General features: G+C 23.2%; 23 protein-coding genes and 2 tRNA genes. 10 read left to right on the plus strand and 15 right to left on the minus strand.

Features of this window, described 5'->3' with window-relative positions; translation table 11 throughout:
- The first annotated feature begins 141 nt into the window (after positions 1-141).
- Positions 142-214: transfer RNA gene (locus UAT33_02635), tRNA-Ile, on the plus strand.
- Positions 215-259: 45 nt separating this feature from the next.
- Positions 260-916, plus strand: a complete 657-nt coding sequence (gene pyrE / locus UAT33_02640) for an orotate phosphoribosyltransferase (GenBank protein ID XBC43818.1) — start codon at positions 260-262, stop codon at positions 914-916.
- A gap of 56 nt (positions 917-972) precedes the next feature.
- On the opposite strand, the gene dut is transcribed toward pyrE, so the two are convergent.
- From dut to pgi, 11 genes are all read right to left on the minus strand, one after another.
- On the minus strand, positions 973-1,437 hold the full coding sequence (dut, locus tag UAT33_02645; protein ID XBC43819.1) for a dUTP diphosphatase: 465 nt from the start codon (positions 1,435-1,437) through the stop codon (positions 973-975).
- 252 nt (positions 1,438-1,689) lie between these two features.
- Positions 1,690-2,151 (minus strand): 50S ribosomal protein L9, encoded by a 462-nt coding sequence (gene rplI / locus UAT33_02650; GenBank protein XBC43820.1) that lies wholly within the window; start codon positions 2,149-2,151, stop codon positions 1,690-1,692.
- A 23-nt stretch (positions 2,152-2,174) separates the two neighbouring features.
- Complete coding sequence (rpsR, locus tag UAT33_02655; GenBank protein XBC43821.1) at positions 2,175-2,402, minus strand: 30S ribosomal protein S18; 228 nt, start codon at positions 2,400-2,402, stop codon at positions 2,175-2,177.
- Positions 2,403-2,522: 120 nt separating this feature from the next.
- Entirely contained in the window at positions 2,523-2,873 is a 351-nt protein-coding gene (rpsF, locus tag UAT33_02660; GenBank protein ID XBC43822.1) for a 30S ribosomal protein S6, read from the minus strand.
- A 316-nt stretch (positions 2,874-3,189) separates the two neighbouring features.
- Positions 3,190-4,482 (minus strand): adenylosuccinate synthase, encoded by a 1,293-nt coding sequence (locus UAT33_02665; protein ID XBC43823.1) that lies wholly within the window; start codon positions 4,480-4,482, stop codon positions 3,190-3,192.
- 64 nt (positions 4,483-4,546) lie between these two features.
- A complete protein-coding gene (gene hflC / locus UAT33_02670; protein ID XBC43824.1) occupies positions 4,547-5,527 on the minus strand; it encodes a protease modulator HflC in 981 nt (326 codons plus the stop codon).
- A gap of 3 nt (positions 5,528-5,530) precedes the next feature.
- Positions 5,531-6,748: an FtsH protease activity modulator HflK gene (gene hflK / locus UAT33_02675; GenBank protein XBC43825.1), complete on the minus strand. Its 1,218-nt coding sequence runs from the start codon at positions 6,746-6,748 to the stop codon at positions 5,531-5,533.
- Between the two features lie 257 nt (positions 6,749-7,005).
- Positions 7,006-7,902 carry a tRNA (adenosine(37)-N6)-dimethylallyltransferase MiaA gene (miaA, locus tag UAT33_02680; GenBank protein XBC44120.1) on the minus strand — a complete coding sequence of 299 codons (897 nt, stop codon included), beginning with the start codon at positions 7,900-7,902 and terminating at the stop codon, positions 7,006-7,008.
- A gap of 1,479 nt (positions 7,903-9,381) precedes the next feature.
- The gene (locus UAT33_02685) at positions 9,382-10,542 is read right to left on the minus strand and encodes a mannitol-1-phosphate 5-dehydrogenase (protein ID XBC43826.1); all 1,161 of its coding nucleotides are present in this window, start codon (positions 10,540-10,542) and stop codon (positions 9,382-9,384) included.
- Between the two features lie 106 nt (positions 10,543-10,648).
- Positions 10,649-12,553, minus strand: coding sequence for a PTS mannitol transporter subunit IICBA (locus tag UAT33_02690; GenBank protein XBC43827.1), 1,905 nt, complete (start codon positions 12,551-12,553; stop codon positions 10,649-10,651).
- Between the two features lie 481 nt (positions 12,554-13,034).
- Complete coding sequence (gene pgi / locus UAT33_02695) at positions 13,035-14,681, minus strand: glucose-6-phosphate isomerase (GenBank protein XBC43828.1); 1,647 nt, start codon at positions 14,679-14,681, stop codon at positions 13,035-13,037.
- Between the two features lie 744 nt (positions 14,682-15,425).
- Here pgi and orn point away from each other — a divergent pair.
- The 3 genes from orn (at position 15,426) to UAT33_02710 (ending at position 17,426) form a co-directional block, all read left to right on the plus strand.
- Positions 15,426-15,971, plus strand: a complete 546-nt coding sequence (gene orn, locus UAT33_02700; protein XBC43829.1) for an oligoribonuclease — start codon at positions 15,426-15,428, stop codon at positions 15,969-15,971.
- Positions 15,972-16,062: 91 nt separating this feature from the next.
- A tRNA-Gly gene (locus UAT33_02705) sits at positions 16,063-16,135 on the plus strand.
- Between the two features lie 592 nt (positions 16,136-16,727).
- Positions 16,728-17,426 (plus strand): N-acetylmuramoyl-L-alanine amidase, encoded by a 699-nt coding sequence (locus UAT33_02710; protein ID XBC44121.1) that lies wholly within the window; start codon positions 16,728-16,730, stop codon positions 17,424-17,426.
- Between the two features lie 169 nt (positions 17,427-17,595).
- Here the strand turns inward: UAT33_02710 and rpmE are convergent, their stop codons facing one another.
- Positions 17,596-17,808 carry a 50S ribosomal protein L31 gene (gene rpmE / locus UAT33_02715; GenBank protein XBC43830.1) on the minus strand — a complete coding sequence of 71 codons (213 nt, stop codon included), beginning with the start codon at positions 17,806-17,808 and terminating at the stop codon, positions 17,596-17,598.
- 309 nt (positions 17,809-18,117) lie between these two features.
- Here rpmE and UAT33_02720 point away from each other — a divergent pair, with 309 nt between their 5' ends.
- The 3 genes from UAT33_02720 (at position 18,118) to hslU (ending at position 20,605) form a co-directional block, all read left to right on the plus strand.
- Positions 18,118-18,393: a hypothetical protein gene (locus UAT33_02720; protein ID XBC43831.1), complete on the plus strand. Its 276-nt coding sequence runs from the start codon at positions 18,118-18,120 to the stop codon at positions 18,391-18,393.
- A gap of 335 nt (positions 18,394-18,728) precedes the next feature.
- Positions 18,729-19,259: an ATP-dependent protease subunit HslV gene (gene hslV, locus UAT33_02725; GenBank protein ID XBC43832.1), complete on the plus strand. Its 531-nt coding sequence runs from the start codon at positions 18,729-18,731 to the stop codon at positions 19,257-19,259.
- Between the two features lie 11 nt (positions 19,260-19,270).
- Entirely contained in the window at positions 19,271-20,605 is a 1,335-nt protein-coding gene (gene hslU, locus UAT33_02730) for an HslU--HslV peptidase ATPase subunit (GenBank protein ID XBC43833.1), read from the plus strand.
- A gap of 214 nt (positions 20,606-20,819) precedes the next feature.
- Here the strand turns inward: hslU and zapB are convergent, their stop codons facing one another.
- From zapB to UAT33_02745, 3 genes are all read right to left on the minus strand, one after another.
- Positions 20,820-21,059: a cell division protein ZapB gene (gene zapB / locus UAT33_02735; protein ID XBC43834.1), complete on the minus strand. Its 240-nt coding sequence runs from the start codon at positions 21,057-21,059 to the stop codon at positions 20,820-20,822.
- Positions 21,060-21,511: 452 nt separating this feature from the next.
- Positions 21,512-22,093 (minus strand): gamma-glutamyl-gamma-aminobutyrate hydrolase family protein, encoded by a 582-nt coding sequence (locus tag UAT33_02740; protein XBC43835.1) that lies wholly within the window; start codon positions 22,091-22,093, stop codon positions 21,512-21,514.
- A 3-nt stretch (positions 22,094-22,096) separates the two neighbouring features.
- Positions 22,097-23,656, minus strand: a complete 1,560-nt coding sequence (locus UAT33_02745; protein ID XBC43836.1) for an anthranilate synthase component 1 — start codon at positions 23,654-23,656, stop codon at positions 22,097-22,099.
- Between the two features lie 571 nt (positions 23,657-24,227).
- Here UAT33_02745 and UAT33_02750 point away from each other — a divergent pair.
- Together UAT33_02750 and coaD are read left to right on the plus strand one after the other, a co-directional pair.
- Positions 24,228-24,977, plus strand: a complete 750-nt coding sequence (locus UAT33_02750; protein ID XBC43837.1) for a ferredoxin--NADP(+) reductase — start codon at positions 24,228-24,230, stop codon at positions 24,975-24,977.
- A gap of 318 nt (positions 24,978-25,295) precedes the next feature.
- Positions 25,296-25,793, plus strand: coding sequence for a pantetheine-phosphate adenylyltransferase (gene coaD, locus UAT33_02755; GenBank protein ID XBC43838.1), 498 nt, complete (start codon positions 25,296-25,298; stop codon positions 25,791-25,793).
- Positions 25,794-25,846 lie beyond the last annotated feature (53 nt).

Raw genomic sequence — 25,846 nt, forward strand, 5'->3', positions numbered from 1 at the left:
TAACAAAAAAAATTTTATTTGTCAACAAATTAAAGTTGAAAAAATGTATATTTTCAATTAAAATACATGTATACTTATGATAATTAAATTTTTTAATATAAAACAATTTTCACAAAAACTTTTACTTCACAAAAATTTATAGGCCCCTTAGCTCAGTGGTAAGAGCAAGCGACTCATAATCGCTTGGTCGCTGGTTCAAATCCAGCAGGGGCCAAATAATTTGGATTTAAACACATATTTTTAAATTATGGAACATAAAATGAACCATTGGAATTTAGAGTTTATCAAATTTTGTTTTGAAAAAAAAATATTACAATTTGGAAATTTTAAATTAAAATCAGGAAAAAAAAGTTCATTTTTTTTTAATTCTAGTTTATTCAATACAGGAAATGATCTTGAAAAGCTTGGATATTTTTATGCTAAAGCCATTATTGAAAATAAAATTAATTACGACTTATTATTTGGAGTAGCCTATAAAGGAATACCTATTGTCATATCTACCGCGATAGCATTAAAAAAACACTTCAATGTAAACGTTTCGTATTGCTTTAATAGAAAAGAAATAAAAAATCATGGAGAACAAGGAAGATTTATTGGAAAAGACTTAAAAAAAAATATACTCATACTAGACGACGTTATAACATCTGGTCTATCTATAAGAAATACCGTAGAAATTATAAAACTTTGTCATAAAAAAAGAATTTACAATAATTTAATATCAGGAATTGTCGTTGCTCTAGATAGACGAAAAAATACAAATCTAAATCTAAATCTAAATAATACAAAAAATAAATACGATTTAAAAATAATTTCTATAATAAATATAAATGATATAATTAACTATATAAAACACAAAAAAAATTTACATTGTTACTTAAATAAAATAGAAAAAATAAATTTTGAAAGTAATAAATAAATAAAAAATTTTATTTAATATTAAATTTTTAAAACAGTTATTATTGATAATATCAATTAATTAGTTCCTGAATGACCAAATCCTTTCTCTTTTCTCTCACTTATGCTAGTACAAAAACTTTTTACAAAATTAAAATTAGGTCTAATAATAGGCACAAAAATGATCTGAGCTATCCTCATACCAACATTTATTGAAAATAATTTAGTACTCCTATTCCAAATAGATACCATAATTTGACCTTGATAATCAGAATCAATTAATCCAATCAAATTTCCTAATACAATACCATTATTATGTCCTAAACCTGATCGAGGTAAAATTAATGCAGAAATACATGGGTTTTCTATATGAATAGCTATTCCAGTAGGTAGCAAAGCAGTAGTATTAGGAAATATATCTTGTTTGCACGTAATACAAGCTCTTAAATCTAATCCCGACGATCCTTTAGTAGCATAATTTAAATGAGGAAACTCAGTACCTATGCGAGAATCTAAAATTTTAATATTAATATTAGTATTCATTTATTTGATACTTTTAACATTTTTATAAATATTTCAATTTTACAATAAATCAAAAATATACGTAAATTTTAAATAAATTAAACTTCTACTAATTCCTTAAATGTTAATATAAAATATATCTAGAAAATTATTACTTTTAAAGTATATTACATAATATGCAATTTGACAATACTATAAAATTAATTTAAAAAATTTAATTAACACTAAATTTTATTTTAAATATATCAACATTCATCATTTGTTTTAAAAATATTATTCTTCTTTCGATACAATATTAACTATAATATTTACTATAATTGTATGATGAGGTTTAAAAATTATATTATGTTTTCCAATTGTCCTCAAAGCCCCGTTTAAAAGATGAATTTCTCTCTTTTTTACTTCTATTCCACTTAAATTAGATAGTAACTCAGATATATCACGAGATCCTACAGAACCAAATAGCTTCCCCTCTTTTCTCGATTTTAAAAATATAGTTACTGGTTGAGTAATCATTCTAATTTTTTTAGCACGAGATTCAGCTAAAGACAACTTATCTAAAAGCTTTTGTTCTAATTCTATCTTTTTCTTTAATATTAATTTAATATTAGAAGGAGTAGCTATAACAGCTTTTCCATTAGGTATTAAAAAATTTCTCGCATAACCAGATTTAACATTAATTACATCACCTAAATTACCTAAATTTTCTACTTTATTAACGAGAATAATTTGCATTTATTATATAATCCTTATTTAGATTATTTATGTTGATCTGTATATGGAAGTAAAGAAAGATAACGAGCACGTTTAATAGCACGAGCAAGTTGTCGCTGATACTTTGCTTTTGTTCCAGTAATTCTACTAGGAACTATTTTCCCACTTTCCGTAATATAATTTTTTAATATAGAAATATCTTTGTAATCTATTTCTTTAATTTTTTCAGCAGTAAATCGACAAAATTTACGACGACGAAAATAACGTACCATGATAAGACACCTTTTAGAATTACATAAAATTATCAAGATAATGCTTAACATATACCTTTAACTAAATATATTTTTTATTCAATAGAACAATAAGTTTTAATATATGTCAACTAAAATATTTTAATGAACTACATTATTCAACTTTTTTTCATCTCGACAACGCATTATTGGAGACATGTCTTTTATCGGTTTTTTTACACATATAATAATGTTTCGTATTATATAGTCATTGAATCTAAATTTGTCTGATAATTCCTGAATTATACTTGGGAACACTTCAATATTCATTAAAATATAATGCGCTTTATGAAGTTTATTAATAGAATATGCTAGCTGACGTCTTCCCCAATCTTCTAATCTATGAATCTTTCCTTGATCGTTAAAAATTAATTTTTTATATTGTTCAATGATATTCGGAAGTTGCTCACTATGATCAGGATGAACAAGAAATACTATTTCATAATGCCGCACTAAAAACTCCTTATAATAATTAAGTTTATATAAATTAACATAATTTAATAAAAATAAATAAAATAAAACTAAAGCGAATGTAATAATATACATTAATGATAAAAAATATTCAATATAAGATATATTAGATATATTAAATATAACAATTAACACTGTAAAAGTTCAACATTAAAATATGTAACTTAGATTATCTTTAATACGTTAATAAAATATCATTAAATGCATATTTATTTTTTAAAAAGTTAATAATATTAATTAAAAATTTAACATAACTTTAAATCTAGAACTAAATAAACTCTGTTCTAGCTTCTAATAATTACACATTTCGAATAATTGTATCATTGCGATTAGGTCCAGTAGATATTATATAAATAAACACACCTAACAACTTTTCAATTCGAAAAATAAATTTTTTTGCTAGAATAGGGAGATTATCAAAATTAGTAATTCCACACGTATTATCATTCCAACCTTGTATTATTTCGTATATAGGTTCAATCATTTCCCATTCTTTAAAACAACAAGGAATTTTATCATTTCTTAAATTACTGACTCTATTTTTATAACCTATACAAACCTTAATTTCTTTTAAATTGTCTAATACATCTAATTTAGTCAAACACAACTTAGAAAAAGAATTAATTTGTATAGATTTTTTAAGTAATATTATATCCAACCAACCGGATCGACGCTTTCTTCCCGTAGTAGAACCAAATTCATTTCCTTTTTTACAAAAATAAGCATCTAAATCACCAAAGACCTCTGTTGGAAAAGGACCATTTCCAACTCTGGTAGAATATGACTTCATAACTCCAAATACGTTATTTATTTTAATAGGTCCTATTCCAGAACCCGTACATACTCCACCAAACGTACTATTAGAAGAAGTAACGTATGGATACATACCGTGATCTATATCTAATAAAGCTCCTTGAGCACCTTCAAATACAATGGACTTATTATCGTTTTGAGCTTGTTTTAAAATTTCTGAAACATCATCAGATATTTTTATAAATACATCTTTTATTTTTAAAATATTGTTAATAATATTATTATAATTAATACCTTCAACATGATAAAAATTTATTAATTGATGATTATAATAATCTACGTTATCTCGTAACTGACGAGAAAAAAAAGCCCAATCTTTTAAATCACCTACACGTAATCCCCTTCTAGCTACTTTATCTTCATAAGCAGGGCCAATACCACATTTAGTTGTTCCAATAGAAAAACTTCCTCGTTTTCTCTCTCTAGCTATGTCCATAGCAATATGATAATCTAATATTAAATGACATGATTCTGATACAATTATACGATCTTTAACGTTATAATTATATTTTTCTAACATATTTATTTCATCAATAAAGTGAAAAGGTGATAGAACGACACCATTAGCTACTATTACTACAACATTACTATGTAAAATTCCAGAAGGCAAAATATGCAAAACAATTTTTTTTCTATTAACAACTAGCGTATGTCCAGCATTGTGCCCTCCTTGATACCGAACAACATAATTTGCATCTTTAGTTAAAAAATCTACAATCTTCCCTTTTCCTTCATCTCCCCATTGAGCTCCTAAAATAACAACGTTTTTTTTTGTCATTAAGTAATTACCTATTTTGTATAAATTTAATATGAATATATTATTTTATATAAAAATTAATATATTATTGAAACTTTTTCATATATTTAAAAAAATAATTATTTTCTGGATTAATTATAAAAATATCTTGTCCACTCTCAAAACTTTTTTCATAAGCTCGAAGACTACGAATAAAACTATAAAAATCAGGTTCTTGATTAAAAGAACTAGAAAATAATTTAGACACTTCCGATTCTCCTTCACCTCTTATAATTAAAGCTTTGCGTTGTGCTTCTGATAATACTTTAGTTACTTCGTAGTCAGCAAAAGCTTTCAATTTTTCTGCTTCTTCTTGACCTTTCGAACGTTGACTTCTAGCTACAGCTTCACGTTCTGCTCTCATTCTATTATATATCGCATCAGACACTTCAATAGGCAAATTAATTTGCTTAATACGCACATCAATAACCTTAATTCCTAATTCAGTCATACTATTAGTATTAATTAATATTTTGCTATATTTGTTATTTTTTTTATCTAACATCATATATTCATTTTGTTTTGCATCATTATCAAAAGCATAATCTATACTTCCAGTATTTAAAGCATCTCTTACATCAGTAGTTAACCTTCCTCTAGAATCAGTAACAATTTCTTTTACATTAAGTCGTCCCATTTCTGAACGTAATCTATCACTAAACTTACGCTTTAATAATATTTCTGCTTGAGATATATCACCTCCTCCTGTAGCTAAATAATATCGACTAAAATCGCTAATATTCCATTTTATATAAGAATCAACAATTAAATCTTTTTTTTCTCTCGTAACAAAACGATCTGCTTGATTATCCATAGTCTGAATCCTAGAATCTAACATCTTAACTATATCAATTAATGGAAATTTAACATGCAAACCGGGATCGTAAACTATTGGTTGATCTTGACTATTACGTAATACTTTTCCAAATCGCAATACAATACCTCTTTGTCCCTCTTGAACAATAAATAAGCATAAAAATAAAAAGACACATATTATACTAAATGTTACTGTAAATACTTTATTCATATTTTACTCACGTCCTTTTCTTGGAAAATCAGCTCTAATAGAATGTGTTTTTCTTTTATCTATCACATTTTTAGATGGTACATTAGAAACTACATTACTTTTATTTTCTTTTGGAAAAGTAGGAACGTGTTTTATAGAAACGTTTTTTTTACTAAAATTATAATTATCACGCTTTAAAAAAGTATTATTTTTAAAAAACAAATTATCTAAAGATAACAATAACGTATTGTTATTAATAAATATTTTTTTAACATTACTAAATATTTTTTCCATAGACTCAATATATAATCTTTTTACAGTAATCGTTTTTGAAGCTCTATATGCAGGTAATATTTTCGAAAATCTTACTACTTCTCCTCGTGCTTCTGATATTATACGAGACTTATAAGCTCTTGCTTCTTCTAAAATGCGTTGTGCCTGACCACTAGCTTTTGGCTGAACTTCATTTACATATGCTTCTGCTTCTCTGATATACTGTTCTCTATTTTCTCTAGCAGCAATAGCATCATCAAATGCAGATTTTACTTCTTCAGGTGGACGAGCAGTTTGAAAATTTACATCTAATATAGTAATTCCCATATTATATGGTTTTATTGTTTTTTCTATTTCTTTTTGTGTATCACTTCTTACTATAGTACGGCCTTCAGTCAATACTCGATCCATAGTAGAATGACCTATAACACCGCGTAATGCACTATCAGTAGCTTCTCTTAAACTATCATCAGGATTAGTTACTGAAAACAAATATTGTGATGGATTAGTAATACGATACTGAACATTCATTTCTACTCGTACAACATTTTCGTCAGATGTTAACATAATACCAGATGTAGCTAATTCTTTTACTGATTTAACATTTATAGGAATTACTTGATCAATAAAAACAGGTCTCCAATTTAAACCAGGTTCTACTAAATGACTAAACTTTCCAAAATGTGTAATTACACCACGTTCTGCTTCTTTAATAGTGTAAAAACCATTAACTATAAAAAATAAAAAAATTGTTGAAAAAATTAATATTATAGGACTTTTAACGCATTTAAATGATCCTGAATGATTACAAAATAATTTTGTTTTCATTTTTAAAAAATAAAAAAATTTTTTTAACTCAATAAGAGTAAATATTCCATTCTTTTTATTTTTAGAATTTTCTGAATTTCGATTTTTATCGCTCCAAGGATCTAGTTCAGGTTTATCATTACTAGGCTGATTCCAGACCATGCTTATCTCCATATATTGTTTTATTACTGCAAAACTAAAGAAAAGTTCTAGATAAATTATTTTACATAATATTAAATTGTTTTAACTTTAATATAAACAATTATATAAATATATAAATTATATATGAAATAATATTACCATATATTAGTTAAATAGTTAAAATCGTATAAAAATTAAATTAATATATAAAAATTTAATAAATCATAAAATAAAAAAGATCTTTAAAATAATATTAAAGTATACACTAACTTTTAAAATTATGAAGCTTTAAGAACTTTAACTATCTGATTACACAAATCATCTAAATTATCATTATTTATTAATTTATTTATATTATTCCAATTTTTTAACCACGTTAATTGATTTTTAGCTAGTGTTTTAGTAGCAGCAATTGATTTGCATATCATTTCATCATAACCTAATTGTTTTATAAGATAATTCCACATTTGTTTATATCCTACACAACGCATAGAAGGCAAATTAACATTTAAATCTCCACGATTTAATAAACCTTCAACTTCATTTTGAAATCCAAGCGATAGCATCCTTCTAAATCGAAAACATATATTATTAACTAACCACTCTTTACTTTTTGGAAGAATTGAAAATTGAACAACTTTATAAGGAAATTGATAATTTTTAAACTTTGTTAATTCGGTTAATGTTCGTCCAGATACATAAAAGATCTCTAAAGCTCTTAAAATTCTTTGAAAATCATTAGGATGAATTCTTTTTGAAGATTCAAAATCAACTTTTTTTAATTTATTATATAAAAATTCTTTATTCTTATTTTCTGAATATAAATACGAACGGACACTATGATTAGAAGGAGGCAACTTAGGTAATCCTTCTAATAATATTTTAAAATAAAACATAGTTCCTCCAACTAACAAAGGTATTTTCCCTAAAGAAAAAATATGTTTTATCGATTCAAAAACATCTTTTTGAAATTCACCTACAGAATATACATCTATAGGATCTTTAATGTTTATTAAATAGTAAGGATTATGTAATAACTCTAAACTTGTAGGTTTTGCTGTACCAATATCCATTCCACGATAAATTAACGCTGAATCAACACTAATCAACTCAATTGGAATCAATTTCCTTAATTTTTTTGCAAGAACACTTTTTCCACATGCAGTAGGACCCATCAAAAATATTACTAATGGAGTTTTTAGCTTTATAATCATATTTTTATAAATTTAACATCATGTCAGCATCAATAGATTCTAAAAAATTAAAATAAAGGTATTTTAGATTTTGTGTAATATTTTCAAATTCTAATAATAACAATATAATTTATAAATTATCCAATATAAAATATTAATTTTAATAGTATCTACATTTTTATAATTAATATTAACCATGTTAATTTCTTATTTTAAATTAAATAGTTTAATACATTTTAAATAATATTATTTAAATCTTGTTAAAATAAAACAAATAAAATATAATCTAGTTATATTAAAAACTAGCTTGAATCAACGTTATAAAATTACGTTTTATAAAAATTTACATTTAACTAAAAAAATTTTAAATAATAAAACAAAATACTAAAATGTATTAATTTAGAATTTTGCAATATTGTTAACTTTAACTATAACTTACACTAAAGCCAAATACTTTTCTGTAAATTCAATAATTAGAATAATAATTATTATTATTTTGAATTAATAACTATTTTAAAAAATTTATCTACATGATAACTTTAAATTTAATGTATTAAAGTGTAACAACATACTAAATTTCTCAAATTTCTTAAAATCTATTTGTATTTTTAAAATTATAATAAAAAATTATGAATCTCTTTATCAACAATAATAAATAAATTAACGTTAAAATTTATATACTGCATATAAATTTTGAAACACTTATATTTAAAAATATTAAATTAATATTTAATACATTTAATATTAATTTCTTAATGTAAAATATAGAAACCTCAAACAATTTTTAAATATGCTTCTTTTACTTAATTAAAAAATATAATAAATAAAACTGTTAAAACCATACAACTATTAATATAAACAAAATATATAAATTTTAAACGTTTATATTCTTATATTCATAATTAATAAGTATTTTATTTAATTTATCTTTAAAAAAAGATACAAAAAGAATTTTAATTAAAATATTAAACTAACAATAACCAATTCTTATTACGAAATCCAAAATAGTAATTACTCTAAATATTTTACAAAATAATTTCTTCTAATCAAATAATATACTAATATGAAGTTAAATATTCCCAAATTTTACGTTAATTATACATCAAATTAACTATATGTAATTTACTATGTATCATACCAATATTCAACGAATCTTAAATAAAGAAATCTACATTATTTTAAATTATATTTTTATAGTAAATATTAAAAATATTATAAATCTAATATAACTCCGATCATTTTATTAATAATACTAAAATAAATACACACTACATTTTAGACAATCAAAATTATTAATTTTTAAAATCATTAATTAAATTCAACATATATTTTTTAAATGCAAAAATAATTAAAAACTAAATACACTATAATTAAAGATCATAAATAAACCTACAAATATAGATAAATTAACAAATGAAATTATTTACACATATTTTTCAATCTTAATATTAAAATTATTGATTATATACAATTCATTTTAAATAAATAAAAATACTTATTAATTAAATTAATAATAGGTAATTTTAGATCCAACCCACTAATTTTTGACAAAATATAATTAATTCCTTTATTTTTAATTAAATAGTTTAATTGTATCGATTCATTATCATATACGTTTGTATAACACAATGCAGCTGAAATGCCTTTTATTAAATTAATATTAGAACATCGATACTCTAAAGTTCCTAAAAGAGGTTTTATTAAACGATCATCATTATGCAATTTTCTTAAAGGATTTCTACCAACTCTAATAACATCATCAATTAAAAAAGAATTTTTAAATCTAGACAAAATCGAATTAATATAGCGATTATGTACACATTTATCAAAATTATGTCGAGACGTTAATACATTTCCACTTTCATTCATTGCACCATGTACAACATCAAATATATTTTGATCTGAAATAGAAGTATATATATTAGTATATCCATGTAATAAACCTAAATATGCAGTAATCGCATGTCCAGTGTTTAATGTAAATAGTTTTCTTTCACTATAAGCATCTAAATTATTACTAAGTTGCATATCAATAATATTAGGAATATTACCTTTAAATTGATTTATATCACATATTAACTCTTTAAACTGTTCCACTTTTACAAACAATATATTATTTTTTCCTATCTTATCAAATGATACAATTCTATCTACTACTGAATCTACAAATCCAATGTTATCTTCTAAATATCTATGATATTCTTTCGATAAAATACTCAAGATATATTTTTTTAGCATTGAACTGCAACGAAAATAGTTTTCACATGCAATAATATTTACTAAATTATCTTTTCCAATTTTTATTTTATATTCTATTCCTTTTGCAAGTAAAGTTGCTAAAGAACGAATAGCATGGACTCCTACTGCTGTTGTAATTATATCTGATTCTGCTATAACAGATAAAATATCAGGATGATTAATATGTATAGCTTTTATTCCTTTAATTTTATCTAAATAAGAATTACTACCTAATATTTCAATATCATATTCATGATATAAATTAATAGCATCAACAACTTCTTGATTAATATCAGAAAAAGTTAAATCAAATCCTGAATGTACTAATATTTGACCAATAAATCCTCGACCGATATTTCCAGCGCCAAAATGTAATGCTTTCATTATTATTTCCAATATGAAATGTATTACGTAAAATAATATTCTTATTAATCATAAAAATATTTATTTTCTAAATTTTATCGAATTTTAATACTTATTATACAATGTGCTACGAAAACAATTTTAATATATCATTTACATTATTTGTATTAGATAAATTTTTAATTATTTTACCATTATCTAAAATACTTGTAATATTACTTACTACCATTACATGCTCATTATTACGAGCTGCAATACCAATCACTAAAAAAGCGATATCATCAGGATGATCTCCAAAATGTACGCCTTTTGGAAATTGACAGAAAATTGCTCCAGTTTTCAATATAGAATCTTTTGCTTGTATAGTACCATGAGGTAACGCTATGGATTCTCCTAACCATGTAGACATCATTTCTTCCCTTTCTAACATCGCTGAAATGTATTCTTTTTTTACATATCCTTGATTTACTAATTGCATACCTATAAATTTAATAGCTTCTTCTTTATTCTTAGCAGTTTGATTTAAAAATATATTTTTTTTAGTAAAATAAAACAGATTTTGAGGTTTTGAAATTTCTTTTCGTACTTTAATTTCATTATTATAGTTATTTTCAATATTATAAATATTATTTTCAACTAACTGCTTTCCTAATCTTTTATAAAACTTATTATCTAAAAAATTATTCAAAGATATGTGAATAGATTGCGGGTGTTGCATTATTGCTCTTTCAGTAAGATTTTTATGAGTAATAACTAAATCAGCATCATTAGGAATAGAATCAATAGCAGAATTAATAACAACAAGGTTAATATTTAAATCTTGTAATATTTTTTTTAATATTCCCGCACCTATTGCACTAGAACCCATTCCAGCATCACAAGCAACAATTATTTTTTTAATTTTTTTAGTAAATTTAAATCTACTATCACTTTTCATTACATTAGAACGAAACTCTAAACCTTGTTTTACACTTTTTTCTGGTATTTTTACCACAGTTTTTTTATGCTTTACATTAAAAATTTTTAATATTAAAAAAGATACTAAAAAAGACACTAAAAAAGACGACATCACTGAAAAAATATTGACAAAATACAAACCCTTTGGAGTCATAGCTAAAATTGATATGATAGATCCTGGAGAAGCAGTTGACATTAACCCACCATTAAATAACATTAATACAAATATGTTAGTCATTCCACCTAAAATTAATGCTATAATTAATTTTGGATTAAGTAATACATAAGGAAAATATATTTCATGTATTCCTCCTAATAATTGAATAATAATAGCATTTCTTAAAGAATATTTAATATCTTTATTACTATGTTCTAAAAATAATAATGTCATTAATACACCAATTCCAGGACCTGGATTTGATTCAATTAAAAAAAATAAAGATTTATTAAATATATCTACTTCTTGCATACCTAAAGAAGAAAAAATACCATGATTAATAGCGTTATTTAAAAATAATATTTTTGCAGGTTCAACAATAATTGAAATCAAGGGTAAAAAATTGTTTTCAATCATTAAATGAACACCATATTCTAAAATATTAGAAAATCTTTCAATACTTGGACCTATAATGAAAAAAGATACTATTGACAATAGTATTCCAATGATTCCAGCTGAAAAATTATTTACTAACATTTCAAAACTACTTGAAATTTTATCTTTAATACTTCTATCAAACCAAAAAATAATCCATCCACCTAGCGGGCCAATTATCATAGCTCCTAACAACATTGGCAAAGTAGTATTAGTAATAGCACCAATAATAGCTACACTTCCGACAATAGCTCCTCTTTTTCCATTTATTAATCGCCCACCGGTACTAGCAATCAAAATTGGAAAAAGATAGATAACCATTGGATTAATTACTTTTTCTAAATTTTTATTTGGAATCCATCCAGAATTAAGAAATAATCCACTAATTAATCCCCATGCAATAAAAGCACTAATATTTGGCATAATCATTTTACTTAAAAATCGACCAATATTTTGAATTTTAACTTTTATTAACATTGACATACTTTTTTCCCTTACTTCATTAATTAAATTTATAAAAATAACTATTTTTTAAAATATAAACATAAAATATAAAATGTTAAAATGTTAAAATGGGCATATAAACACTATTTCTTAATATTAAAATAATTCTATTAAATAAATTAAAAAAGATATATTTACGTAATTTGATCAACTATTATAAATAAATGTTTTATATTAAAAAATTAAATATTCTTATAAAAATTATGCCACTAAAAATTAAAATTTAAAAAATTAATAGCGAATCAAAACTCTTTTAGTCAGTATTATTTACTATATTCTCAAAAATTCAATTATATATTTTAACAAAATTAAACTTTAAACATTACACTTAAAATTATTTTATAAAATTACTATAATAATGTATCAAAACATAAAATAAGTACTATAAATTTAAAATACTTTATACTTATAAGACGTTATAAACATTATTTTAGTAATACAATCAAATATATATATAAAACTAACGTAAAGATTTATAAAAATTAATTAAACCATTAGTAGAAGAATCATATTTTGTTTCTTTAGAGTTATTCATTAAACTAGAAGAAATAACTTTCGCGAGATTTTTTCCCAATTCAACACCCCATTGATCAAAGGTAAAAATATTAAATATCACACCTTGTGTAAATACTTTATGTTCATAAAGAGCAATCAATGATCCTAAATTATAAGGATTAACTTTATATAATAAAATAGAATTACTAGGTCTGTTACCTTCGAACATTTTATAAGGAAATACATGAAATAACTCTTTTGACTGTTTACTATTATCTTTAAACTTTTGTATTGTACTATTATATGTTCCGAATGCTAAAGCTTGAGTTTGTGAAAAAAAATGAGATAATAATTGTACATGATGATTAATTAAATTATGATTATTAGGACATATAGAAGCAATAAAGTCACATGGGATTAATTTAGTACCTTGATGTAGTAACTGATAAAACGCATGTTGTCCATTAGTACCTGATTCTCCCCAAACAATAGGTCCTGTTTGCCAACGTACAGAATAACCATTTCTATCCACATTTTTACCATTAGATTCCATATTAGTTTGTTGAAGAAAAGCAGGGAAACGATGCATATTTTGATCATATGGCAAAATAGCTTCTGTTTCTGATAAAAAAAAATTATTATACCAAATACCAATTAATGCTAATAAGACAGGTATATTTTTACTTAAATCTGTATTTAAATAGTGTTGATCCATTGCATATGCACCATTTAAAAGAAGTAAAAAGTTATCGAATCCGATAGAAAGTACTATAGAAAATCCTACAGAAGACCACAATGAATATCGACCACCTACCCAATTCCAAAATATAAGTATATTGTCTGACTTAATACCAAATTTTATAGCATTATCTATATTAGTAGATATCGCAATAAAATGTTGATCTAAAAATTTATTTGTTCTAAAGTGTTTAACCATCCATTCCTTAGCAGTAGTAGCATTAATGATTGTTTCTTGTGTAGTAAACGTTTTAGAAACAATTAAAAACAACGTGGTCTCTGGAGAAATTAATTTAAATAAACTAGAAATATGCGATCCATCTATATTAGAAACAAAATGCATTTTTAGATGGTTTTTATAAGCACTTAATGCTTGAACCACCATAGAAGGACCTAAATCTGATCCTCCAATACCAATATTTACTACATCAGTAATTGGTTTTCCTGTATATCCCTTCCATTGTCCATTAATAATCAAATCTGACAAATATCTCATTTTTTCAAGCATTTGATTTATATCAATCATAATATTTCTATTGTCATAAATTATAGGAATATTACTACTATTTCTTAATGCTGTGTGTAATACAGCTCGATTTTCAGTTAGATTAATTCTTTCTCCACTAAACATAGCTCGAATAGCGCTAGTTAAATCTACTTCTTTCGCTAAAGTTAGTAACTTTAAAAGTGTATCACTAGTTATTCTATTCTTAGAAAAGTCTACTAATATTTGATTATTAAAATTTATTGAAAACTTATGAAACCTCTCCTTATCTTGATAAAATAAGTCCCTCATATGTATATCTTTTATTTCATAAAAATGCTTTTTTAAACTTTTCCACGAACTAGTATCAATAGGATTAATATTTTTCATAGCAACTCTCTTTAATTAAAAATTTTAAAAATTATCATATTAAAACTTTATTGTATTAATACATATTGTTGAAAATTTATATATAAATATTCAAAAACTATTTTTTTATTATATGTATATAGCTATATAATATTAATTATATTGTAAGTTATGATAAATTATAATTAACCTAAACTATAATTATTTGATAATATATATTAAACATTTCTATATAATTATTGATCTATAATTAAACTAATTAGATTTATATTTTAACTAAAAAATTAAAAATTGTACAAATATAGAAATGTCTACTATTCAAATAGAATCATCTAAATGTTTATAATCATAAATAAACTTTAAATATATTAATAAAATTTTAAAATGATTTATTTAATTTTAAATTAATATTAAACACTTCAAATAAATAAAGATCATTCAAAAAGCTACATAATTTCAATAATGTTCGCGAACACTAATAACTAAAAAGTTAAACATCTTAAAATTTTTAAATTCTATAATACTTATTTTAGATAGGATTTATCAAGTTACATCTACAGTAAAATATCAAATTAAATATTAAAATTACATAATATACGAAATCACTAAAATATTTCTACATATATAGACCCAAAAAATTAAAATGTTTAATAGACAAAATTAATCGTTATTAAAAATATTTACATCCTATTTTAACAAAAACAATTATATTATAGATAAAATCTAACTACTTACTCTATTTAAAATAAAACATAATTCAAATATATGAATAAAAATAATTTAATATGGATTGACCTAGAAATGACAGGATTAAATCCAAATAAACATAAAATTATAGAAATTGCTACACTAATAACTGATATTAACTTAAAAATTTTGTCTATCGGGCCAATCATAGCTATTAATCAAAAATATACTCAATTGAAACTAATGAATCAATGGAATCATAATACTCATTCAAAAAACGGCTTAATAAACCGAATAAAAAATAGTTCATATAACGAAAAATTAGCCGAAATCAAAACCATTTCTTTTTTAAAAAAATGGGTTCCAAAAAATATATCACCAATGTGTGGAAATTCCATTAGTAAAGATAGACAATTCTTATTTAAATATATGCCTAATTTAGAAAAATACTTTCACTATAGACAAATAGACGTAAGTACAATAAAAGAACTAATAATACGATGGAATTTTAAACTATATAAAAATTTAAAAAAAAGTAATAATCATCAAGCACTAAACGATTTATATGAATCTATTCGTGAATTAAAATATTATAAAAAATATTTTCTAAAAATTAAACTGTAATCATTATAAAATAACATCTATACATATTTTATTCTTCATATAAAATTAATACTTGAATTTTTTCTATTTTTATAATACAGTTTACATTGATGCGGGAATAGCTCAGCTGGTAGAGTGCAACCTTGCCAAGGTTGAAGTCGCGAGTTCGAATCTCGTTTCCCGCTAATTTTAATTAAAAAAATCATTGTATAATTATATTTATAGCTATATAACTACATAGTTAAACACGTAACATTGAATTACTAAAAGATTTATACATTTTCTTAATGATTCATAATTATACTTTTACCAAAATATATAAAATGTCTTAAATATAACAAAAATTTTAAATGTTTTATATTTAAAACACATTAAAATATTACTTATAAATTCTATTATAGGTATTGTATGCTTTACGAAAATAATACAACTCAGGAAATAATTATGTTTTTTTACATATTTTATACAATAATATTTTTGTTTAATTTAATCTTTTTAAACTCTTTATTTGCTTCTCAAAATACATTAACTAATTACATAAAAAATAATAATTATCACATTTATAAGTCTAATTATATAACTAAAAAAACTTTATGTAATCATCAATTTTCTCATATTTTACACAAAATTTTTTTATAAAAATGATTGCATTATAAAAACACATTTTTTATTTAAACACCTATTCATCAATCAACTTCAATATAATAAATATTACAAAAAAAATATTTCTTATACAAAATCTTACATTAAAAAAAAACAAAAATAATTACTATTGCTATAGACGCTGGACATGGAGGAAAAGATCCTGGAGCTATTGGAATCAATAAAACTCAAGAAAAAAATATCGCTTTCAAAATTTCTAAAAAATTAGAGTATAAATTAAATAAATCAAAATTATTTAAAGTCATAATGATAAGAAATGGAAACTATTATTTGTCTATTTCAAAAAGAACTAATATTGCTAACAAAAACAACGTTAATCTATTAATTTCAATTCACACTAACTCGTCAAAAAACTCAAAATTATCTGGATTATCAATGTGGGTTTTATCCAAGAGAGGAATAAATTCTGAAATAACTAACTGGTCAAAAAAAAGAACTAGCAAAATAATGATACATACAAAAAAAAAGAACATTAATTTACGCTCAAAAACATCTGTCTTAAATTTAAAATTTAATTGTGTACAAAAATTAGGAAATATACTAGCACGAACAATTATAAAAGAACTAAAAAATACTAGTTCTTTAAAACAAATTAATCTTAAATATGCTAGCTTTGGAATACTAAAATCACCTCATTTTCCATCTATATTAATAGAAACAGGATTCATAAGTAATAGAACAGAGGAAAGAAAATTAAATAATAAATTTTATCAACAAATCTTAGTTAATTCTATATATCTTGGACTAAAAAAACATTTTTTTGAAAACAATAACAAAAAAAGCACTAAAACATTTTTTAAAAAATGCTATTAAAAACATATAAATATTATGAGAATATTTTTTTTATATTTATAATAACTATCCTATAATGTTAGTTAATTATTACATAAATTTATGAATTAAATTTTATATAGTCTATATGTTCCAATACTAAATTGTCTAAAATATTTTTAAAGCACATATTTTTAAAAATGCAATCTTATTATTTATTGGTATTCATTTGAAACTTTTTATTAAACTTCTCAACGCGACCACCAGTATCTGCTATCCTTTGTTTTCCAGTATAAAAAGGATGACATTTAGAACATACATCAATGTTCACATTTTTACATAAAGTAGAAAAAATTTGGATTAAATTCCCACAAGAACAAGTAATTAATATTTTAGAATAACTAGGATGAATATTTTTTTTCATAAATCCTTCCAATTTCATCTATTATTAAAACTATTATAATATAAAGTTTTTCTATGAAACGTCTAAAAAATTCTAATATTATTATTATAACATTAATGATAATAAATAAAAAATTATTTTTTTTAAGTAAATATACTGTTAATATATATTAAAATTACTAATTTTCTCTATATCTTAAATTTCAAAATATAAAGATTTCTAACTATTAAATACATATAACCTTTATGAACTTACAATTTATTTTGTATTTTATACAATTAAAAATAAAATAATATTCATTTAAATATAATCATATCTTCTAAAACGACAATGATTAATAAAGATTTCATATTCTATGAAAAATTTAAATACACTTTTTTAAAAAAAAGTATTAATAAAAATAATAGTACTATTACAATTGCCATGTTAATATTCATTTTAATATTACTAATCATGGTATTAATTAACACATTCGTCGGAAAAAAAATATTTCAAAACAATATTAACTATATGAAATCTAAAAATTCAAAAATAACAACTGATAGCATTCCAAAACAACCAAAAGAAAAATGGAAATATATATATAAATTAAAAAATGATGAATAAATGCTACATTACTATTAATTTTAAAATATAAAATAATATTCATATATCAATTAAACTAACATAATATATCGATGTTACGGAATAAAATTAACTTTTAATCATTTGTAAAATAAAAATTGTTTTATTATTACTACCATAATTTTTAATACTAAAATTTAAACATATTACGAATAGAAAACTATAAACTAAAATTTTCGTTATATCTTTAACAGATATACAACTTAAATACCACATATTAACGTAATAAAACAAAAATTTTAATATTATTCTAATAAATTTAGAAATTTAACTAGTAACATTTAAAATTATTAAATTTCATATAAGGATTATATTTCATGACAACAATTCTTAGTGTTCGCCTTAAGAAAAAAGTAGTTATTGGTGGAGATGGACAAGCGACATTAGGTAACACTATCATGAAAAGTAATGTTCAAAAAGTAAGAACATTGTATCACGATAAAGTAATAGCAGGGTTTGCTGGAGGTACAGCTGATGCATTTACATTATTTGAATTATTTGAAAAAAAATTATTAATGTATCAAGGACACTTACAACGAGCTGCAATTGAATTAGCAAAAGATTGGCGAACCGATAAAATATTACGCAAACTTGAAGCTGTATTAGCAGTAGCAGACAAAAAACAATCATTAATCATTACAGGAAATGGAGATGTAATTCAACCAGAAAATAACCTAATGGCAATAGGTTCAGGTGGACCTTATGCACAAGCCGCAGCGCAAGCAATGTTAGAACATACTTCTCTTACTGCAAGACAAATTGTAAAAATAGCACTTAAAATTACTGCTAGAATTTGTATTTATACAAATGATATTTTTACTGTCAAAGAACTAACTTCGGAAAAGTAAGGATTATCTTTATGTCAAATATGACTCCTCGCGAAATAGTTAAAGAACTTAATCGATTTATAATCGGCCAAGAAAAAGCAAAACGTGCTGTAGCAATTGCTTTACGAAATCGCTGGCGTCGAATGAAACTAAATAAAGAATTAAGACGTGAAGTAACGCCAAAAAATATTCTTATGATCGGCCCTACTGGAGTAGGAAAAACGGAAATTGCTAGACGTTTAGCTACGTTAGCAAATGCCCCTTTTATTAAAGTAGAAGCTACAAAATTTACAGAAATAGGATATGTAGGAAAAGAAGTTGATTCAATTATAAGAGATTTAACAGATTTATCTATAAAAATGATACGAAATCAAGCTTTTAAAAAAAATAAACAAAAAGCACAAGAAATGGCTGAAGAACGAATTTTACATGTTTTAGTTCCTACAATCGAAAAAAAATGGGAAAAATCAGAAACTCCTAATAAACCTAACGCAGCTATCCAATTATTTAGAAAAAAATTAAGAGAAGGACAGTTAGATGAAAAAGAAATTGAAATAAATATTTCTACTACACCTATGGGGGTAGAAATTATGGCACCACCAGGAATGGAAGAACTTACTAATCAATTACAATCGTTATTTCAAAACTTAGGAGGAAGAAAAAAAAATGTAAAAAAATTAAAAATTAAAGATGCTATGAAATTATTAATAGAAGAAGAATCAACTAAACTAATTAATTCAGAGGTACTCAAAAAAGAAGCAATTTATGCAGTTGAACAACATGGAATCGTATTTATTGATGAAATTGATAAGATATGTAAAAATAGAGGGTCAACAGGACCTGATGTTTCGAGAGAAGGAGTACAACGAGATTTACTACCATTAATTGAAGGTTGTACTATATCTACCAAACACGGTATGGTTAAAACAGATCATATCTTATTCATTGCATCAGGGGCTTTTCAAGTTTCTACTCCTTCAGATTTAATTCCAGAATTACAAGGTCGATTACCAATTCGAGTAGAATTACAAGAACTAACAATAGATGATTTTGAATTAATTTTAACAGAACCCAAAGCATCAATCACTGTACAATATAAAGCTTTAATGAAAACAGAAAAAGTTAACATCAACTTTACTAAAGAAGGTATTCGTCATATTGCTGAAGCAGCTTGGAAAGTCAATGAATCTATAGAAAATATTGGAGCTCGTCGACTATACACTGTGCTAGAACATTTGATGGAAGATATTTCATTTAGCGCAAGTGATAACGAAAAGGAATTAATTATCAATATAGATGAAAAATATGTTAGTAAACATTTAGATAATTTAATTTTAAATAATGATCTTAATCGATTTATCTTATAATAATTCGCATAAATTATTTTTGTGCACAGAATTGATTACTTTCCTATCTTAAAAAGATAGGAAAGACTTGTTATATTCATAGAAATATATTTATAAAATATTATTTTTAGTAAAATTATCTTTAAATTTTTAAATATCATGTAGAACGTTTTTTCAAGAATTTATATATAAATATATTATCTAAAAATAATTTTAATAAACAACATTATAAATACTATATGTTGTTAATTTTATTTAACAATCCATTTAACATATCTTTCCATATATCTCTTTCTTCTTTTAACTTTTTATTATCTTCTTCTACTTGTAATTTATTTGATAATATTGTATCAATTTCTTGTTTTTGATTATCATTTTTTTCTTTTAATTCTTTGATTTCTATTTGTAACAACAAAATAGTGTCAATAGCTTGTTGTATTTTTTCTTCTAATTTTGAAAAAGTTTCAAAAATCATTAATTTATACCTTAATTAATATAAAATGTTTATTTTTTACTAAACTATATGTTATTTATACTATATATTTAAAATAATAATCAAAAATTTTATCTTAAATAATAATTCACTATTTTTAAAATTATTAAAAATTGTTTTTTATAAAAATTGAAAAATAATTATTAATAACTTTTAAATTTCAATTAAACAATCTTATAGAACTTTATTTAAGTACATTGTATAATATTTAATAAATATACTTTATTAATGTAAAACTATTTATAAATATATTTTTCATAATTTAACTATTTGAATTATGATATTTTTATAAAAAATATACATGAAATAATTGTAAATTATAAAATTATAATATAATTTAAAAAATTAATAATAACTAATATATTCAACTTAATTAAGTATAATTATTTTATAAAAATGTCTTAGTATTCATTATAAAATTTATAATTTATGTACTACCTTAAAGTCCATTCTATTGTTTTCTTCAAAAATTCTGAACCTTGAGTAGTTAATATAGATTCAGGATGAAATTGAAAACCACAAATTCTTTCATTATTATTTCGAACAGCCATTACTACTTTTTTATAATAAGCATTAACAGTTAATATTTTAGGGATATTACTACAAACAAGAGAATGATATCGCGCTACAGGAAAAGGGTTAGGCATACCAAAAAACATATCTCTTTCATCATGATGAATTAAAGAAGCTTTCCCATGTAATATTTCTCCAGCATATTCTACATTACCCCCATACATTTTTACAATAGCTTGATGTCCCAAACAAATTCCAATAATAGGCATTTTCCCGCGAATTAATTTTAATAATTTTAGCATACAACCTGCGTTTTCGGGGCTTCCTGGGCCTGGAGATAACATTAAAATTGGATTATGCATTTGAGATAGTTTTTTTAAAACAATACTAATCGAAATTGTGTTGCGATAAACAATAACATTATGATTATTAATTCGAAGTTGATCTACTAAATTATAAGTAAATGAATCAATATTATCCAATAAAAATATATCGTTATTCATTATTTAATACTCTATATGACAAGAATGTGATTCAGCTATTGCTTGTAATACTGCTTGAGCTTTATTTTTACTTTCATCTGCTTCAGATTGTGGTATAGAATCTAATACTATCCCAGCTCCAACTTGAACAGTAGCAATATTATTTTCAACATATGCAGATCGAATAATAATACACGTATCTAACGATCCTGAAGCAGTAAAATATCCTATAGATCCTCCATAACTTCCTCTTCTTTCTCCTTCTGCACTAGCAATTAATTCCATTGCTCGAATTTTCGGGGCACCACTCAATGTTCCCATATTCATACATGCTTGATACGCATGAAATACATCTAAATTAAATTTCAATTTTCCTACTACTCTTGAAACTAAATGCATAACATGAGAATATCGATCTACCTTTGTTAAATCAGCTACGTATCGAGTACCTGGGTCACAAATTTTTGCTAAATCATTACGAGCTAAATCTACCAACATTATATGTTCAGCTAACTCTTTATGATTGGTTCTCATCTCGAGTTCTATCCTACTATCTAAATCTAAATCTAATGATCCATCTAGTTTCCTTCCTCTAGGTCTAGTTCCTGCAATAGGATAAATTTCAATTTGTCTAGATGAAGTATCATACTTTAAAGCACTTTCTGGAGAAGCTCCAAATAATGTAAAATAAGCGTCTTTCATAAAAAACATATACGGACTAGGATTATTCTTTTTTAGAATATCATAGGCTGCTAATGAATCAATACATGGTAAATAATAACACCTAGAAGGAACAACTTGAAAAACCTCTCCAATCAATATTGATTTTTGCATATTTTTAATGACGTTAATATATTCCTGATCAGTTTTATTACACATTAATGTCATTTTCTTAAATTTAATAGGTCTTAATGGAGACAAAGGTTGAGATAGCTGTTTTTTTACTTCTAACAATCTACATCTTAATCTATCTCTTTCAAATAAGTCTGAAGAAAATAAACTTGATTGTATACAGCAAGTTTTTTTCTTATGATCCAATACTAGTAATGTTTCAGCTAGATAAAAACAAAAATCAGGACAGGATTGAGTAGTTTTTAATTTTGGTAAATCTTCAAAACTAGATACTAAATCATATGCAAATAAACCTCCAAAAAACATAGATTTAGAGAATTTATTATTTTTTACACTGTTTATTAAAAATCTTAGTGAATCTAATACAGACAATGCATGCAATTTTTTATCTTCATCTAAACTTCTAGAAATTAAAGGAAACTCAACTTTTAAAAAACGACCATCAGATAATATTTTTACTTCTTTTGGTAACAAGGATTTAAAAATAGGAAGCAAACTTATCCCATTTTTCGTTAACGCTTCTAATGTAACTACTTGATTTAACGCTGAGATTCGCAATGCAGAATCTATAATCATCATACTTTCTACATTATGTCTTTTGTTAATTTCAGCGGATTCTAAAAGTAACGTATTATTTTTTTCACGACAAATATGATGAAAAATAGCTGTTGGGTTTGGCTGGTAAAATGCTTCAATTTCTAAAACATCCATTCTCTTAAGATGTTCATTCATGTTATTGATTCCAATTTTACTATATATGTTAAATTTAAAACATAAAAACTACTACGTTACATTTTACTATTAATATAGCCGGTTATATTATTATTGAAAATAAAAAATTTATTTCAACTAATTGCAACACATAACATTCCATACTATAGAATACACAATATTTATAAACTTTAATAACTTAATGAACTTAATATGTTAATACATTGTCAATTAAAGTAAATAGTTTTAAATATATATTAAAATATAATTTATTTTAAATTTTAACTAAATATACATAGCTACTATAAATAGTAATAAAATGTATAGTTTTTTAATAATATAAATAACCTTTATTAATTTTAGCGAATAATTTAAGTAAATTTCAAAATAATTCTAAAATATGCTATCTTATTAAAAATACAAAGATATCAATATTTTAATCTTTAATAGCATCTTTAAATAATTAACATTAATTTCAAAAATTCAACTAAATTTTATTATTGTATTAATAATGTATATTTAATTAAAAAATAAATCCTAAACTAAACAATTTTTAAAATTAAAATAGTAGAATATCAGAAGGATATTTAATATGAACGACTGGACTACAGCTAAGATAATTAAAATAAAAAAATGGAAAAACAATTTGTTTAGTCTAATTTTAAATGCATCTATTTATCCTTTTATTCCTGGTCAATTTTCCAAATTAGCATACATAAAAAAAAATGGAAAAAAAATTCAAAGAGCATACTCGTATGTTAATGCTCCTGAAAACATAAACTTAGAATTTTATATAGTACTCATACCTGAAGGAAAACTAACTCCAAAACTATATAACTTATCATATATAGATAAAATAATGATTAAAAAAACATCATCAGGATTTTTTATTTTAAATGAAATTCCATACTGTAAAAACTTATGGATGTTCGCTACTGGCACAGGAATTGGACCTTATTTATCTATATTACAACATCAAAATGGAACTAATAAATTTAAAAATATTATATTAGTCTATGCAGTTCGATATCGTAATGATTTAGTATATCTTCCTTTAATAAACAACTTAAAACAACAATATAATGGACAATTGCATGTACAAATTATTATTAGTAAAGAAACAACTAATTTCTCACTATATGGAAGAATTCCTAAGCTATTAGAAAATAACTCGTTAGAAAATAAATTAGGATTTAAAATTAATAAAAATACATGTCATGTTATGTTATGTGGAAATCCTAAAATGATAAAAGATACAAAAAACTTTCTTATAGAAAAAAGAAATATGAAAAAAAACCTCAGAAGTAATCCCGGCCAAATTACTAGTGAAACTTATTGGTAATAACACGATATTATCACTAAAAAACTAAGTAAATTATTTTAAAATTAATAATATTATTAATATTACCTATATAAAATTTTTATTAATATTGTTTTATAATAAAAAACCAATAATAAATATTATAAGTATGATTATTAGCGTATTATAATTTAAATAAAAGAAACATACCAAAAATGATAACGTCAATCAAAAAACATTAGAAATTAAACCATATGATACACGTACATTAATTAATCATAATCAATTTAAAAATATTATTAAAATTCATTTTAAACTCCTATATATTTAATTATATCAGTTAATTTGTGAATACACTCAATGGAAATAAAAGTAATTTATCCTGGAACATTTGATCCAATTACATACGGACACCTAGATATTATAGCTAAAATAGAAAAAATATTCAATTTTATCGTAATTGCAATTTTTGAAAATATTGAAAAAAAACCATTATTTAATATAAAAACACGTATTAAATTAGTAAAAAACACCACTAAAAAATTTAAAAATATTAAAAAAATTATTAGTTTTAATAATTTATTAGTTCATACTGCTCAATTCGAAAAAATAAATTATATAATTAGAGGCATCCGAACTAGTTTAGATTTTGAAAATGAACTCAATATGTTTAACATAAATAAAAAGCTATATCCAAAACTAGAAAACATTTTATTTTTTCCGTCTCCACAATATTCTTGTATTTCTTCATCATTAATAAAAGAAATAGCTAAATATGGAGGAAGCGTAAATAACTATGTTCCAAACTTAGTGCGCTTTGCTTTACTAAAAAAATATAAAAACATAAAACGTTATTAATTCGAATTAACATATGTAAAATTAATAACAATTTAATATTAAATTAAAAATGA

It is taken from the genome of Buchnera aphidicola (Floraphis choui), assembly GCA_039830045.1.
GTDB classification, from domain to species: Bacteria; Pseudomonadota; Gammaproteobacteria; order Enterobacterales; family Enterobacteriaceae; genus Buchnera_B; species Buchnera_B aphidicola_AX.